Source organism: Burkholderia orbicola, assembly GCF_900100915.1.
GTDB classification, from domain to species: Bacteria; Pseudomonadota; Gammaproteobacteria; order Burkholderiales; family Burkholderiaceae; genus Burkholderia; species Burkholderia orbicola.
Window position 1 is genome coordinate 19,133 of sequence record NZ_FNKW01000003.1, and the last position, 14,988, is coordinate 34,120.

The window sequence follows — 14,988 nt, forward strand, 5'->3', positions numbered from 1 at the left end:
CGCAGGCCGCGGTGGTTCCCGCTCTGCTTGCATCCTGTCCCAGGCATTCGACCAGCAGTTCGGTCAGCATCCGCACGCGAAGTTGACCGTCTGATTACCGTTTTGTCATCTACGCCGTTCGCGCCTGCACGGAGCGAAGCCGTGTCGCCGTTTCCGGGTAACATCGCCGGATGTCCCCACGAATGCGACGGAGCCGGCCATGCGCATCCTGATAGTCGAAGACGAACCGAAGACGGGCGCGTATCTGAAGAAGGGGCTCGAGGAATCGGGTTTCAGCGTCGATCTCGCGAAGGACGGCGGCGAAGGGCTGACGCTCGCGCAGGAAGAGCGTTACGACGTGATCGTGCTCGACGTGATGCTGCCCGTGCTCGACGGCTGGGCCGTGCTCAAGCGGCTGCGCGACACGCACACGACGCCGGTGCTGTTCCTGACCGCGCGCGACGACGTGCAGGACCGCGTGCACGGCCTCGAACTCGGTGCCGACGACTACCTCGTGAAGCCGTTCGCGTTCGTCGAGCTGCTCGCCCGCATCCGCACGCTCGCGCGTCGCGGGCCGCCGCGCGAGACCGAACATCTGGCGGTCGGCGATCTGGAAATCGACGTGGTGCGCCGCCGCGTGAAGCGCGGCGCCACGCGGATCGACCTGACGCCGCGCGAATTCTCGCTGCTGCAACTGCTCGCGCGCCGGCAGGGCGAGGTGCTGAGCCGCACGCAGATCGCGTCGTACGTATGGGACATGAATTTCGACAGCGACACCAACGTCGTCGAGGTCGCGATCCGGCGCCTGCGCGCGAAGATCGACGACGCGTTTCCGGTCAAGCTGATCCATACCGTGCGCGGCGTCGGCTACGTGCTCGAACCGAAGGATGACGCATGACGCGCCCGCGCTCGCTGGCCGCGACGCTCGCGCTCGCGCTCGCCGCGACCACGCTGGCCGCGTTCGCGCTCGTCGGCGCGTATGTGTATGCGGGGCTCGAGCGGCAGGTGAACACGCAGGACGATCTCGACATCGTGCTGGCCGCGCGCCACACGCGGCGGCTCGCGGGCGAGCTCGAGTCGCTCGATGCGGTGCGTGCGCACGCGGAGCGGCTGACGAGCCAGGTGCTGGGCAACGAGGCGCTGTCGATGGCCGTCGTCGATGCGGGGGGCGACGTGCTTGCGCGCCACAACGTCCGGCTCGCCGCGCTCGACGATGCGCCGGCGGCCGCGTCGACGCCGCTGGCCGACGCGCAACTGTTCGCGCCGCACGCGGTGCCGGTTCCCGCAAACGACCGGATCACGGCCGACCGGCTCGTCACGTGGACGGCCGACGGCGGCACGCCAATGCGCGGCGTCGTGATCGAGGCCGCGCTCGGCGACCGCACGCCGATCCGCATCGCGATCGCGCGCAACATGCGCGACCGCGCCGATCTGCTCGACGGCTACCGCGACCGGCTCAAGCTCGCCGGCGGGCTCGGCGCGCTGTTCGCGCTGCTGCTCGGCTACTGGCTGATCCGCAAGGCGCTCGCGCCGCTGCGCGAGATCGTCGACGACACCGGCCGGATCACGGTCGACAAGCTCGACACGCGGCTCGACGCGTCGCGTGCGCCGCCCGAGCTGCGCACGCTCGTCGATGCGCAGAACGCGATGCTCGGCCGCCTGCAGCAGGCGTTCGCGCATCTGTCGCAGTTCAGCGCCGATCTCGCGCACGACTTGCGCACGCCGCTGAACAACATGCGCGGCGCCACCGAAGTCGCGCTCGCGCGGCCGCGTTCGGTCGACGAGTACCAGACGCTGCTCGAATCGAATCTCGAGGAATACGACCGTCTCGCGCGGATGATCGAGAACGTGCTGTTTCTCGCGCGCGCCGAGCATCCGAGCTTCGTCACGCGGCAGCGCGAATTCGACGTGCGCGAAGAACTCGAGCGCATCGCGGAGTATTTCGAAGGGCTCGCCGACGAAGCGGGCTCGACGTTGCGCGTCGACGGGCACGGGCAGCTGACCGCCGACGTCGAGCTGTTTCGCCGCGCGGTCGGCAACCTGCTCGCGAACGCGCTGCGTTACACGCCGGCCGGCGGTGTCATCACGCTCGCCGTCGATGAAACGCCGGATGCGGTACGCGTCGTCGTCGAGAATCCGGGGGAGCCGATCGATCCCGCGCTGCTGCCGCGGATCTTCGACCGGTTCGTGCGCGGCGATCCCGCGCGCAGCGGCGGTGCGCCGGGCGGCACGGCCGGGCTCGGCCTCGCGATCGTGCGCTCGGTGATGGAACTGCACGGCGGCACCGCGCAGGTTGAAAGCGACGCGCGCGGTACGCGCTTCGTGCTCACGTTCAACCGGCCGCCTGTTGCTTGACGGCGGCGGGTTGGGGCCGCGCGGTTGCCGCGGCGTCCTTCTTGCCGGTGTTCGATTCCGCGTCTGCCCCGGCGCTCGCGCTCGCCTGCCAGCCGCCGCCGAGCGCCTTCAGCAGCGCGACTTCGGCCTCGATCCGGCGCGCGTCGATCTGATCGGCCGTGCGCCGGTTCGTCAGCGCGATCGTCTGCGCGGTCACGACGTCCAGATAGCTGACGGCGCCGGCGTTGAAGCGATTCGTCGTCAGCCGCAGCGACAGGTCGGCCGCGTCGGTCGCGCGTTGCTGGCTGCCTGCTTCGGACGCGAGCGCATCGATCGCGGACAACTGATCCTCGACCTGCTGGAACGCGACGAGCACGGTTTGCCGGTAGTCGGCGACCGCGCCATCGTATTGCGCATGCGCGCCGCGCAGCGACGCGCTGCGGCGGCCGCCGTCGAACAGCGTGCCGGCGAGTTGCGGGCCGAGCGACCAGAACAGGCTCGGCGCGGCGAGCCACGGCGCGAAGAACGAACTCTCGAGCCCTGCGCTCGCCGACAGCACCAGATCGGGAAAGAACGCGGCCCGCGCCTCGCCGATCTGCGCGTTCGCGGCCGCGACACGGCGCTCGGCCGCCGCGATGTCGGGCCGCCGCTCCAGCAGTTGCGACGGCACGCCGGCCGGAATGGCCGGCACGTGGAACCCCTGCACGCGCGGCGGCAGCGCGAACGTCGATGCGCTCTCGCCGACGAGCGTCGCGATCGCGTGCTGCAACTGCGCACGCGATGCATCGATGTCGGTGTCCTGCGTGCGCGTCGATTCGAGCTGGGTCTCGGCTTGCGCGACCGCCGACGCGTCGATCGCACCGGCCGCGAGTTGCTGCTTGAGCAGCGTCAGCGCGTCGGCGTACGCGCGTACCGAGTCGTCGAGCAGTTGCTTCTGCGTGTCGAGCGAGCGCAGCGCGAAATAGTCGGTCGCGAGTTCGGCCGTGACCGACAGCTTCACGGCCTGCAGGTCGGCCGCGCTCGCGGCGGCGTTCGCCTGGGCGCCCGTTACCGCGTCGCGCACGCGGCCGAACAGGTCGGGCTCCCAGCTCGCGGCTACACCGGCCTGGTAGTCGGGCGTCGTCTTGCCGGCGAGCGACGAGCCGAGCCGGTTCTGCGACACGCGCGCGCGGCTCTGCGCGACGCCCGCGGTGATCGTCGGCAGGAACCCGGCGTGCTGATAGTCGACCATCGCGCGGGCCTGTTGCAGATCGGCGACGGCCTTCTTCACCGTCTGGTTCGACACGTCGACGCGCGCTTCGAGCGCGTTCAGATCGGCGTCGCCGAACACGGTCCACCATGCGCCGCGCGCGGCGGCGTCGGCGGGCATCGCGATGTGCCAGCCGGCTTGCGCGGCCGGTACTGCCGGTGCGCCCGCGTAGTGCGCGGGCACCGCGACGGCGGGCGGCGAATAGGGCGGCAGCGTCGAGCACGCGGTCAGTGCGGCGGCGCCGAGGGCGACGATGCGGCGAGCGAACGGGAGCGGATGAGGAAGGCGCATGGCAGGCATCTCGTGGGTTGTCGTCGATGGGTCAGCCGCGGGCAGGCACCGGAGCGGGTGTTGACGCAGCAGGTGCGACGCCGGAAGCGCGCAGCGGCGGCACGTTGCGCATACCGGTCGAGAACACTGGTTGCGCGGCCTGCGCGGCCTGCGCGGCCTGCGCGGACGAAGCAGACGAAGCAGACGAAGCAGACGAAGCAGACGAAGCAGACGAAGCAGACGAAGCAGACGAAGCAGACGAAGCAGACGAAGCAGACGAAGCAGACGAAGCAGACGAAGCAGACGAAGCAGACGAAGCCGACGAAGCCGACGAAGCCGCAACCGGCGCCGCATCGTGCGAAGTCGACACGATCTTCACGGCTTCCCCGGCCGTGATCGCATCCCCCGGGTTGTCGATCACGCGATCGGTCGCCGCGAGCCCCGCGACGACCTCCACGCGCGTGCCGAAATCCCGCCCGATCTGCACGGTCTTCAGCGCGGTTTGCCCGTTCGCGCCGACGGTGGCGACCGTCACGCCGTTCGGGCGGAACAGCAGCGCGCTGACCGGCAGCTCAAGCGCCGGCGCCGCACTCGGCAAGACGAGATGCGCCTGCGCATACGCGCCGGGCATCAGCGCGCCGTCGTGGTTGTCGACGTCGATCTCGACGCGCAGCGTGCGCGTGACGGGATCGATCGCGCCCGCGCTGCGCGCGACATGCGCGGCAAACCGCCGCCCCGGATACTGCGGCGTCGTCAGGTAGACGGCCGTGCCGGTCGATACGCCGGTCGCGCTGTCCTGCGGCACGTCGACGAACACGCGCAGCGTGTCCGTCTGTTCGAGATGGAACAGTTCCCCGGACAAACCCGGGCTGCCCGGCGTGCTGCCCGCGGTGACCAGCGTGCCGACGTCGACGTTGCGCGCGGTGATCACGCCGTCGAACGGCGCGGTGACGGACTCGTACGACACGAGTTCGGCAAGATGCGCGACGTTCGCCTGCGCGGACGCGAGCATCGCGCGCTTCGCGTTCATGTCCGCGACCTTCGTATCGGTGTCCTGCTGCGATACCGACTGCGTTTTCAGCATGTCCTGCCAGCGCTGCGCAGTGGATTTCGCATAGTCGTAGTTCGCCTGCGCGCTCGCTTCGTCGGCGCGCGCCTGGCGTAACTGCGCATCGAGATCGGGCGCCGAGATCTGCGCGAGCGTCTGGCCGGCCTTCACGTGCGTGCCGAGATCGGCACTCCAGTGCGCGATATAACCGCTCGTGCGCGCATAGATCGACGCGTCCGCATACGGCGCGACCGAGCCGGGCAGCGTCAGCGTCTGGTCGGCCGGCGCCGCGCCGGGCACGATGACCGACACCGGCAGCGCCTGCTGCGCGGCGACCTGCGCACGCTGCGCGGCGCGTGCATCGATCCGCGGCACGATGCCGAGCGCGAGCAGCCCGGCGGCGAGCGCGACGGCCGCGAGCGGCACGGCCAGCTTGCGGCCGCGGCGGGGCGGCGGCGTATCGGAGGCGGCGCCGCGCGCGGCGGGCGGCACGGCTGCGGCCACGGTGGCCGCTTCGGCGGCGGGCGGCGGGGCGACGGGTTCGATCGAGTCGTTCATGATGGGTCCGGGGGCGGGCGAATCGAAGGATGAGAAAGGGCGGGCGTCCGCGCTCAACGCAGCGCCGGCGTATCGGGTGCGTGCTGCGCGTGCCGCGCTGCCGCGGCGTCGCGACGCCGCGCGAGCCATGCGTGGACGAAGCCGAACAGCACCGGCACGAACAGCAGCGTCGACACCGTGCCGAACGCGAGGCCGCCGATCACCGCGCGGCCGAGCGGCGCGTTCTGCTCGCCGCCGTCGCCGAGGCCGAGCGCCATCGGCAGCATGCCGATCAGCATCGCGAGCGCGGTCATCACGACGGGCCGGAAGCGGGCGAAGCCGGCGTCGAGCGCCGCCTGCCACGGCGGCTCGCCGCACGCGAGCAGCTCGCGCGCCGCGTTCACGACGAGAATGCTGTTCGCGGTCGCGATGCCGATGCACAGGATCGTGCCGGTCAGCGCGGGCACCGACAGCGTGGTGCGCGTGACGAACAGCATCCATGCGATGCCGGCGAGCGATGCCGGCAGGCCGCCGACGATCACGAGCGGATCGAGCCACGACTGGAAGTTCACGACCATCAGCAGGTAGACCAGCGAGATCGCGAGCGCGAGGCCGCCGAGCAGGCCCGTGAACGACTCGTGCATCGCCTGCACCTGGCCGCGCAGCACGATCGACGCGCCGGGCGGCAGTTGCGCGCGCGCGGCGTCGACGAGCTTCGTCACGTCGCCCGTGACGCCGCCGAGGTCGCGCCCCTGCACCGACGCGAAGATGTCGAGCACCGGCTGCACGTTGTAATGCGACACCACGGCCTGCTGCGTCGCGCGCGAGAACGAGCCGAGCGTGCCGAGCAGGTTCTGCGCGGGCGCGCCCGCGGCCGGGCCGCCGGCCGGCGTCTGCGGCGAGCGCGCGGTGCCGGCGGGCAGCGGCACGTTCGCGAGCGACTGCAGCGAGTTCACCGTGTATTGCGGCGTCTGCACGAGCACCGGGTAGCTGACGCCGTTGCGCGGATCGAGCCAGAAGTTCGGCGTCGTCTGCGAGCTGCCGGACAGCGCGATCAGCAGGTTCTGCGCGACGTCGCGCTGTTCGAGGCCGGCCTGGATCGCCTTCGTGCGATCGACGTTCACGTTGATCGCCGGTTCGTCGCCGGGCTGCTGGATGCGCGCGTCGACGAGCCCGCGCACGCCGCGCAGCTTCGCGAGCAGCGCGTTCGCGACCGCACGGTTCTGATCGAGCTTGTTGCCGACGATCTGGATGTCGATCGGCGCAGGCAGCCCGAAGTTGAGGATCTGGCTGACGATGTCGGCCGGCAGGAACGCGAACGTCACGCCGGGGAACGCCTGCGCGAGCACGTTGCGCAGCTTCGCGACGTACGCGGCCGTCGACGCGTGATCCGGTTTCAGCGTGACGAGCACGTCGGCGTCCTCGGTGCCGATCGGGTCCGACGAGTCGTACGTGAGGTTGATCCCGCTCACCGGCACGCCGATGTTGTCGAGCACGCCCGCGAGCTGGTTCGCCGGAATCACGCTGCGGATCTTCGCTTCGACTTCGTCGGTCAGCCGCGCGGTTTCCTCGATCCGCGTGCCGGTCGGCGCGCGCAGATGCAGGCGGATCTCGCCGGTGTCGACCGACGGGAAGAAGTCCTGCCCGGCGAACGCGTAGAGGCCCGTCGATGCGACGCAGGCGAGCAGGAACGCGGCCGCGAAGCGGCGGCGACGCGCGATCGCCGCCGACAGCAGCGCGCGATAGCGCAGCCGCACGGTCTCGAAACGATGCTCGAATGCGGCCTGGAAGCGCGCCAAATGCACGAGGGGTGCGAATACGCCGCGCGGCGGCCGGCCGCCGCCTTTGGCGCGCATCAGCGCCATCGCGAGCGTCGGCACCAGCGTGCGCGAGAAGAAGTACGACGCGATCATCGCGAAGATCACGGCTTCGGCGAGCGGCACGAACAGATAGCGCGCGACGCCGGTCAGCAGAAACATCGGCACGAACACGATGCAGATCGACAGCGTCGACACGAAGGTCGGCACCGCGATTTCGCCGGAGCCGGTCAGGATGGCCTCCTCGAGCGGCGCGCCGAGCTCGAGGTGATGCGTGATGTTCTCGATCGCGACGGTCGCGTCGTCGACGAGAATGCCGACCGCGAGCGCGAGCCCGCCGAGCGTCATGATGTTGATGGTCTGGCCGAGCGCGGACAGCGCGAGCAGCGACGTGAGCACCGCGAGCGGGATCGTGATCGCGATGATCAGCGTCGCGCGCCAGCTGCCGAGGAACAGCAGGATCATCAGCGCGGTCAGGCACGCGGCGATCAGCGCCTCGCGCACGACGCCCTGGACCGCCGCCTTCACGAACACGGACTGATCGTCGAGCGGTGCGATGTGCAGCGCCTTCGGCAGGCCGGCCGTGATCTTCGGCAGCATCGCCTTCACCTGGTCGATGATCGTCAGCGTCGACGCGCTGCCGGTCTTCTCGACCGTCAGCAGCGCCGCGCGCTTGCCGTCCACCCGCACGATGTTGGTCTGCGGCGCGTAGCCGTCGCGAACGTGCGCGACGTCGCGCACGTACACGACGTTGCCGCCGATCGTCTTCACCGGCAGGTCGTTCAGCGCGGCGACCGTCTGCGTGCTGCCGTTCATCTGCACGTTGTATTCGTGCGTGCCGATCTTCGCGGTGCCGCCCGGCAGGATCAGGTTCTGTGCGTTGATCGCGTTGACGACGTCGATCGGCGCGAGCCCCTTCGCCTGCAGCGCGCGCGTATCGAGATCGACGACGATCTGGCGGATCTTGCCGCCGAACGGCAGCGGCACCGCCGCGCCCTGGACGGTCGCGAGCTGCGTGCGGATGAAGCTGTTGCCGAGGTCGTACAACTGCTGCTCGGCGAGCGTGTCGCTCGACAGCCCGAGTTGCAGGATCGGCACCGTCGACGCGTTGTACGTGATGATGTTCGGCGGCAGCGTGCCGGGCGGCAGGATGCGCAGGATCGACGCGGCGTTGCTCGCGGCTTCCGCGATCGCGCGATTGATGTCGGCGCCCGGGTGGAAGAAGATCTTCACGACCGACACGCCGTTCAGCGACTGCGACTCGATGTGCTCGATGTCGTCGACGTCGGACGTGAGCGCGCGTTCGTAGTTCGACGTGATCCGCTTGGCCATGTCCTCCGCGGAGAAGCCGTTGTACGACCAGACGATGCTGACGACCGGAATGTCGATGCTAGGGAAGATGTCGGTGGGCGTGCGCAGCAGCGCGAGCGGCCCCGCGATGAAGATCAGCAGCGCGAGTACGACGAACGTGTAGGGCCTGCGTAACGCCAGCCGGACGATCCACATGATGGTGCTCCTCGAAGCAGGGCTCGGATGCGCATTCGATGCGACGAGCGTGCAGTCTGCCGGCGCGGCGTTGACCCGACCCTGACTCGAGGATTACGAAACTGTTATCTGTGCGGGTACGCGGGTGCGCCGCGTTCGACGTGCGGCAGCGCCCGGATAACAAAACCGTAATCGAAGCCTCACCTTCAGGAAAGCGCGTGAATCGCAGAATGAATCCAACTCTTCATCGCATCGATGGGGAGCGGATGTCCGGCCTGATCTGCGGACGCGAACACGCCATCTTTGAGAGGTGAACATCATGAACAACCTGATTCGTGCAGTCCTGCTGTCCTGTGCGCTGAGCGCACCGATCGTCGCATTTGCGCAAACCACCGACCATGCGGTCACACGGGCCGACGTGCGCGCCGATCTCGTCCGCGTCGAAAAGGCCGGTTATCGTCCGGTCGGCAGCGATCCGTACTATCCCGAAGACATCCAGGCCGCGGAAGCGAAGGTCGTCGCGCAACAAGCGCAATCGGCCGCCGCACGGCCGAGCGTCGCCGCCAAGACCGCCGCGCCGTCGTTCGCATCGCTCGCGTCGCTCGACACGCAGCCGTTGTACGAGCATCACTGAGCGCGGTTGGCGACCGCCGTCGGCAGCCCGGCGGCGGATCGTTCGACGGGCGGCGCGCATGCCGCAGCGAGTCAGTTCTCGCCCTTCTCGAGCACGTTCTGCGTGAGCGTGATCGACGGAATCGTCGGCTTGAGCAGCGCGCGGCGCGCGCGGCGGCTCAGCCACTTCCAGCCGGCCACGAGCAGCAGCGCGACCAGCGGGATCGATGCGATCGTCCACGTCCCGTTCGGATAGTCGAACGCCATCAGCACCAGCACGCCGAGCAGGAACAGCAGCGTGAGCCACGACGTGACGGGCGCGCCCGGCATCCTGAACGATACGTCCTCGACCTCGCCGCGCCTGACCGCGGCGCGGAACTTCATCTGGCACACGACGATGAAGCCCCAGGTGCTGATGATGCCGAGCGACGCGATGTTCAGCACGATCTCGAACACGCTCGACGGCACGAGATAGTTGAGCAGCACGCCGACCACGTAGATCGCGACCGTCACCAGAATGCCTGCGTACGGCACCGATTGCCCGCTCATTCGCGCGAGGAACGCGGGGGCGGAGCCGCCCATCGACAGCGAACGCAACACGCGCCCCGTCGAATACAGGCCGGAGTTGAGGCTCGACAGCGCGGCCGTGAGCACCACCAGGTTCATCACCGAGCCGATGCCCGGCACGCCGAGCGCGCCGAAGAACGTGACGAACGGGCTCTGGCCCGCCTTGTACGCGCTCCACGGCAGCAAGCAGACCAGCAGCACGACCGATGCGACGTAGAAGATCGCGATGCGCCAGATCACGTTGTTGATCGCGCGCGGCAGCACCTTGCGCGCGTCCTTGCATTCGCCGGCGGCCGTGCCGACCAGTTCGACGCCCGCGAACGCGAACACCACGCCCTGCACCAGCACCAGCGCCGGCATCAGCCCGTGCGGGAAGAACCCGCCGTTGTCGGTGATCAGATGCATGCCGGTGCCATGGCCGGCCACCGGCATGCCCGTGCCGAGGATCGCCGTGCCGATCACGAGAAACAGCACGATCGCGGCGACCTTGATCAGCGCGAACCAGAACTCCATCTCGGCAAACCACTTCACGCCGATCAGGTTCATCGTCGCGACGATGCACAGCGCGACGAGCGCGAAGATCCACTGCGGCACGGCCGCGAACGGCGCCCAGTAATGCATGTAGAGCGCGACGGCGGTGATGTCGACGATGCCGGTCATCGCCCAGTTCAGGAAGTACATCCAGCCGGCGACGAACGACGCCTTTTCGCCGAGGAATTCGCGCGCGTACGACACGAAGCTGCCGCTGCTGGGGCGATGCATCACCAGCTCGCCGAGCGCGCGCAGGATCAGGAACGAAAACGCGCCGCAGACCAGATAGACGATCGCGAGCGCCGGGCCGGCGGCCTGGAGCCGGGCGCCGGCCCCGAGAAAGAGCCCGGTGCCGATGGCGCCGCCGATCGCGATCATCTGCACCTGTCGATTGCCGAGGGTCTTGTGATAGCCGGCTTCGTGCGATTCGAGCCAGCTGCGTTTGTCGGTTTCGCCGGTTGTCGACGGTTCGGGAATCGATGCCATGACGGTATCCTCGCGCACGGATGGGATTGAATTCATCCCGATCGCGGGACGATCGGGACCACCGGTACCGAAGGGCCCGCGCGCGGAATCGGGCACGTCCCTCCTGATCGCGATTCGTCGGACGTGACGAACGGCACGGTACGTCGCGAACGTATTCAGCCGTAATTCCCGCCACAAACGGAATGCAAATTTAGACTGGGCGTGTTCGAATCTGCGCATAACGGCCGCGGCGACGGGTGAACCGGTTAGGTAATTTGGTGCGCCGGCGCGCACTGCGAGGGCAACCGTTACCGATGGTGCCGGTTCATGCACCGAAATGAGGAATTCGGTTCGTCGTAAGGTTGCCGAAATTTCCGCCTCAAGCTGGTGCGGCAAGCGTTTCACGGCAATGGCCCGGTTTTTGCTGGAGTGGTGTCGGCCGCGCAATCGTTGCGCGCAGCCCGACGACATACCAGACAAGGAAGATTCACCGTGAGCCCGACGACCCGACCGTTCCCCCGACGCACCTGGCTGGCTGCGCTGCTCGCCGCCCCCGTGATCGCGCTGTTCGCCGCCGCGCCGGCCCATGCCGATGCGCTCGACACCATCGCGAAAAACGGTACGCTGCGCGTCGCGGTGCCCGAGGACTATCCGCCGTTCGGTTCGGTCGGCACGGACATGCAGCCGCAGGGCTACGACATCGACATGGCAGGACTCCTCGCCAAGTCGCTCGGCGTCAAGCTGAAGCTGGTGCCCGTGAACAGCGCGAACCGGATTCCGTACCTGACGACCAACAAGGTCGACATGGTGATCTCGTCGCTCGGCAAGACGCCGGAACGCGAGAAGGTCATCGACTTCTCGAGCGCATACGCCCCGTATTTCCAGGGCGTGTTCGGGCCGTCCGACGTGAAGGTGAGCACGCCGGCCGACCTCACCGGCAAGACGGTCGGCGCCACGCGCGGCGCGCTCGAGGAGATCGCGCTGTCGCAGCTCGCGCCGAACGCGACGATCAAGCGCTTCGAGGACAACAACGCGACGATCCAGGCATTCCTGTCGGGGCAGGTCCAGTTGATCGCGGCCGGCAACATCGTCGCGGCGGCGATTCTCGCGAAGAATCCGCCGCGCCGCCCCGAGGTCAAGTTCGTGATCAAGAATTCGCCGTGCTTCGTCGGCGTCAACAAGAATGAACCGCGCCTGCTCGCGAAGATCGACGATGCGATCGCGCATGCGAAGCAGGACGGCTCGCTGGGCGAGATGTCGCGCAAGTGGCTCGGCCAGCCGTTGCCGGCCGGACTGTGACGCATCGCCGTGTCGCCTGATACGTCGCCGCGGCCGGGGTGCCCGGCGTGGCGCGTGTCGTTGTCCGAACCCGAATTCATCTCCTTCCCATGAGCTACCAGCTTCAATTCGGCGAACTGTCCGAGTACGTCGGCGTGTTCGCGAGCGGCGCGGCGATCACGCTCGCGCTGACCGCGGTCGCGACCGTGCTCGGCGTCGCGGTCGGCGTGCTCGGCGCGGCCGCGTACAGCGCCGACGCGCGCGCGGCCGTGCGCTTGCGCCCGCTGATCGGCGCGTACGTCGAGGCGATCCGCAATACGCCGTTCGTCGTCCAGCTGTTCTTCATCTTCTTCGGCTTGCCGGCGCTCGGCGTGCACATCGACGAATACACGGCCGCGATCCTCGCGATGACGCTCAATCTCGGCGCGTACTCGGTCGAGATCGTGCGCGCGGGCGTGGCCGCCGTGCCGAAAGGGCATCTGGAGGCCGCGTCCGCGCTGGCGATGTCGCGCGCGCAGATGCTGCGCCACGTCGTGCTGCCGCAGGCGCTCGCCAAGGTGTTTCCCGCGCTGTCGAGCCAGATCGTGATCACGATGCTCGGCTCGGCCGTCGTGTCGCAGATCTCGGTGGCCGACCTGACCTACGCGGCCAGCTACATTCAGTCGCGCAACTTCCGCGCGTTCGAGACGTACTTCGTGATCACGCTCGCGTATCTGGCGATGGCGCTGCTGCTGCGCGCCACGCTCGGCGCGATGGGCCGCCGCCTGTTCACCCGCCGCGTGCGAGGTGCGCGATGACCGATTTCACATTGGGGCAGATTCTCGCGAACCTGCTGCTGGCCGCGCGCTGGACGATCGTGCTGTCGATCGTGTCGTTCGTGACGGGCGGCCTCGTCGGCCTCGGGCTGCTCGTGATGCGCGTGTCGGGCTCGACGGTGCTGCGCGGCATCGCGAAGCTCTATATCGAAGTGTTCCAGGGCACCCCGTTGCTGATGCAACTGTTCATCGTGTTCTTCGGCCTGCCGCTCGTCGGGCTCGACGTGCCGCCGTGGGTCGCGGCCACGGCGGGGCTCACGTTCTTCACCAGCGCATATCTGGCCGAGATCTGGCGCGGCTGTGTCGAGGCCGTGCCCAAAGGGCAGTGGGAGGCGTCGGCCAGCCTGGCGATGAGCTACGTCGAGCAATTGCGTCACGTGATCCTGCCGCAGGCCGCGCGCATCGCGATCGCGCCGACGGTCGGTTTCGGCGTGCAGGCCGTGAAGGATACGGCGCTGGTGTCGATCATCGGCTTCACCGAGCTGACGAAGGTCGGCATCGCGATCTCGAACGCGACGTTCCGGCCGTTCGTCGTGTATGGCCTCGTCGCGCTGATCTATTTCGCGCTCTGTTATCCGCTTACCCGTTATGCGCGCACGTTGCAAAGGAGATGGCATGCCGCTCGTTGAAACCCGGGGTCTCGAAAAGAACTTCGGCACCCATCATGTGCTCAAGGGCATCGATTTCTCCGTCGAGCGCGGGCAGGTCGTCTCGATCATCGGCCGCAGCGGCTCGGGCAAGAGCACGCTGCTGCGCACGCTCAACGGGCTCGAGAGCATCGACGCGGGCACGATTTCGGTCGACGGCGAACGCGTCGATGCGCGGCACGCGGACCTCCGCGCGCTGCGGCTGAAGGTCGGCATGGTGTTCCAGCAGTACAACCTGTTTCCGCACCTGAGCGCCGGCCAGAACGTGATGCTCGCGCAGTCGGTGGTGAAGAAGGCGCACCGCCAGCAGGCGCGCGCGATCGCCGAACTGATGCTCGAGCGCGTCGGCCTGGGCGACAAGTTCGACGCGTTTCCGGAACAGTTGTCGGGCGGCCAGCAGCAGCGCGTCGCGATCGCGCGGGCGCTCGCGATGAAGCCGAGCGTGCTGCTGTGCGACGAAATCACGTCCGCGCTCGATCCGGAGCTCGTCGGCGAGGTGCTGGGCGTGGTCGAGCAACTCGCGCGCGAGGACATGACGCTGATCATGGTCACGCACGAGATGAACTTCGCGCGTGCAGTGAGCGACCGGATCGTGTTCATGCACCAGGGACGCGTGTGGGAGAGCGGGACGGCCGACGAGATCTTCGAGCGGCCGCAGACGGTGGAGTTGACGCGGTTTCTGGGCAGCGTGCGAAACACCGAAACCGTGACGCGCTGACCGACGCCGCCGTGCGGCCCGGCCGCGATAGATGACAGGACCGTAATCGAAGCTTCACCTTCCGGACAGCGCGCGAATCGCAGAATGGACACCACTCCTCATCGCATCGATGCGGAGCGGATGTCCGGCCTGGTCTGCGGACGCTAACACGCTATCTTCGAGAGGTGAACATCATGAACACGCTGATTCGTGCGGCATTGCTTTCCTGTGCGCTGAGCGCACCGATCGTCGCATTCGCGCAATCTGCCGACCATCCGGTCACGCGCGCCGACGTGCGCGCCGACCTGATTCAGGCGGAGCACGACGGCACGCTGCCAACGTCGAACTGGGACTATCCGCCGAGCACGCAGACGATCGCGCGCAATCGCGAGCTGTATGCGATCGCGCATGGCGACCGGCCCACGGCAATGGCCGCGACGTCGTCGGCCACCGTGTCGACCGCGAGCGCGCAATGAAGCGGGGCGCCGTATCGACATGCGTGGCCGGGCTGGCGATCGCCGCGTGGCTCGCGGCGGCCGCGGCCCCGGCTTTCGCGCGCGGGCAGCCGCTACTGCCCGATGACGACGGCGGGCGCGCCAGCGTGCTGCACGGACTGAATCCCGAATTCGACCCGCACCGCCATACAGTCGACACCCG

The 14,988-nt window shown here is 68.5% G+C and carries 12 protein-coding genes; 8 read left to right on the top strand and 4 right to left on the bottom strand.

Annotated features, from left to right (window positions below; genetic code table 11):
• Positions 1 to 199: 199 nt before the first annotated feature.
• Together BLS50_RS29980 and BLS50_RS29985 are read left to right on the top strand one after the other, a co-directional pair.
• Positions 200 to 877, top strand: a complete 678-nt coding sequence (locus BLS50_RS29980; RefSeq protein WP_011545700.1) for a heavy metal response regulator transcription factor — start codon at positions 200 to 202, stop codon at positions 875 to 877.
• Entirely contained in the window at positions 874 to 2,334 is a 1,461-nt protein-coding gene (locus BLS50_RS29985) for a heavy metal sensor histidine kinase (RefSeq protein ID WP_074806901.1), read from the top strand. Before BLS50_RS29980 ends, BLS50_RS29985 begins: the two co-directional genes overlap by 4 nt.
• Here the strand turns inward: BLS50_RS29985 and BLS50_RS29990 are convergent.
• The 3 genes from BLS50_RS29990 to BLS50_RS30000 are packed head-to-tail and all read right to left on the bottom strand — an operon-like array spanning position 2,312 to position 8,740.
• Positions 2,312 to 3,853 (bottom strand): efflux transporter outer membrane subunit, encoded by a 1,542-nt coding sequence (locus tag BLS50_RS29990; protein ID WP_074806904.1) that lies wholly within the window; start codon positions 3,851 to 3,853, stop codon positions 2,312 to 2,314. The genes BLS50_RS29985 and BLS50_RS29990 overlap by 23 nt on opposite strands.
• Positions 3,854 to 3,884: 31 nt before the next feature.
• Positions 3,885 to 5,438: an efflux RND transporter periplasmic adaptor subunit gene (locus BLS50_RS29995; RefSeq protein WP_074806906.1), complete on the bottom strand. Its 1,554-nt coding sequence runs from the start codon at positions 5,436 to 5,438 to the stop codon at positions 3,885 to 3,887.
• Between the two features lie 53 nt (positions 5,439 to 5,491).
• Positions 5,492 to 8,740 (bottom strand): efflux RND transporter permease subunit, encoded by a 3,249-nt coding sequence (locus BLS50_RS30000; protein ID WP_074806909.1) that lies wholly within the window; start codon positions 8,738 to 8,740, stop codon positions 5,492 to 5,494.
• A gap of 298 nt (positions 8,741 to 9,038) precedes the next feature.
• On the opposite strand from BLS50_RS30000, the gene BLS50_RS30005 reads away from it, so the two are divergent.
• A complete protein-coding gene (locus BLS50_RS30005; protein WP_012337454.1) occupies positions 9,039 to 9,353 on the top strand; it encodes a DUF4148 domain-containing protein in 315 nt (104 codons plus the stop codon).
• Between the two features lie 71 nt (positions 9,354 to 9,424).
• Here BLS50_RS30005 and ansP read toward each other — a convergent pair whose 3' ends face one another.
• Positions 9,425 to 10,915 carry an L-asparagine permease gene (gene ansP / locus BLS50_RS30010; RefSeq protein ID WP_074806911.1) on the bottom strand — a complete coding sequence of 497 codons (1,491 nt, stop codon included), beginning with the start codon at positions 10,913 to 10,915 and terminating at the stop codon, positions 9,425 to 9,427.
• Between the two features lie 471 nt (positions 10,916 to 11,386).
• Between ansP and BLS50_RS30015 the strand changes: the two genes are divergently transcribed.
• From BLS50_RS30015 to BLS50_RS30035, 5 genes are all read left to right on the top strand, one after another.
• On the top strand, positions 11,387 to 12,193 hold the full coding sequence (locus tag BLS50_RS30015; protein WP_012337456.1) for a transporter substrate-binding domain-containing protein: 807 nt from the start codon (positions 11,387 to 11,389) through the stop codon (positions 12,191 to 12,193).
• Positions 12,194 to 12,282: 89 nt separating this feature from the next.
• On the top strand, positions 12,283 to 12,969 hold the full coding sequence (locus tag BLS50_RS30020) for an amino acid ABC transporter permease (protein ID WP_011545692.1): 687 nt from the start codon (positions 12,283 to 12,285) through the stop codon (positions 12,967 to 12,969).
• Positions 12,966 to 13,616 carry an amino acid ABC transporter permease gene (locus BLS50_RS30025; protein ID WP_006481394.1) on the top strand — a complete coding sequence of 217 codons (651 nt, stop codon included), beginning with the start codon at positions 12,966 to 12,968 and terminating at the stop codon, positions 13,614 to 13,616. The genes BLS50_RS30020 and BLS50_RS30025 overlap by 4 nt, the downstream gene beginning before the upstream one ends.
• Positions 13,603 to 14,352 carry an amino acid ABC transporter ATP-binding protein gene (locus BLS50_RS30030; protein WP_006493844.1) on the top strand — a complete coding sequence of 250 codons (750 nt, stop codon included), beginning with the start codon at positions 13,603 to 13,605 and terminating at the stop codon, positions 14,350 to 14,352. Before BLS50_RS30025 ends, BLS50_RS30030 begins: the two co-directional genes overlap by 14 nt.
• Positions 14,353 to 14,525: 173 nt before the next feature.
• On the top strand, positions 14,526 to 14,807 hold the full coding sequence (locus BLS50_RS30035; protein WP_074808615.1) for a DUF4148 domain-containing protein: 282 nt from the start codon (positions 14,526 to 14,528) through the stop codon (positions 14,805 to 14,807).
• Positions 14,808 to 14,988 lie beyond the last annotated feature (181 nt).

What these genes read in the sequence shown, in the direction of transcription:
- BLS50_RS29980 (WP_011545700.1), top strand. Translation starts at nt 200, where the DNA reads ATGCGCATCCTGATAGTCGAAGACGAACCGAAGACGGGCGCGTATCTG.
- BLS50_RS29985 (WP_074806901.1), top strand. Translation starts at nt 874, where the DNA reads ATGACGCGCCCGCGCTCGCTGGCCGCGACGCTCGCGCTCGCGCTCGCC.
- BLS50_RS29990 (WP_074806904.1), bottom strand. Translation starts at nt 3,853, where the DNA reads ATGCGCCTTCCTCATCCGCTCCCGTTCGCTCGCCGCATCGTCGCCCTC.
- BLS50_RS29995 (WP_074806906.1), bottom strand. Translation starts at nt 5,438, where the DNA reads ATGAACGACTCGATCGAACCCGTCGCCCCGCCGCCCGCCGCCGAAGCG.
- BLS50_RS30000 (WP_074806909.1), bottom strand. Translation starts at nt 8,740, where the DNA reads ATGTGGATCGTCCGGCTGGCGTTACGCAGGCCCTACACGTTCGTCGTA.
- BLS50_RS30005 (WP_012337454.1), top strand. Translation starts at nt 9,039, where the DNA reads ATGAACAACCTGATTCGTGCAGTCCTGCTGTCCTGTGCGCTGAGCGCA.
- ansP (WP_074806911.1), bottom strand. Translation starts at nt 10,915, where the DNA reads ATGGCATCGATTCCCGAACCGTCGACAACCGGCGAAACCGACAAACGC.
- BLS50_RS30020 (WP_011545692.1), top strand. Translation starts at nt 12,283, where the DNA reads ATGAGCTACCAGCTTCAATTCGGCGAACTGTCCGAGTACGTCGGCGTG.
- BLS50_RS30025 (WP_006481394.1), top strand. Translation starts at nt 12,966, where the DNA reads ATGACCGATTTCACATTGGGGCAGATTCTCGCGAACCTGCTGCTGGCC.
- BLS50_RS30030 (WP_006493844.1), top strand. Translation starts at nt 13,603, where the DNA reads ATGCCGCTCGTTGAAACCCGGGGTCTCGAAAAGAACTTCGGCACCCAT.
- BLS50_RS30035 (WP_074808615.1), top strand. Translation starts at nt 14,526, where the DNA reads ATGAACACGCTGATTCGTGCGGCATTGCTTTCCTGTGCGCTGAGCGCA.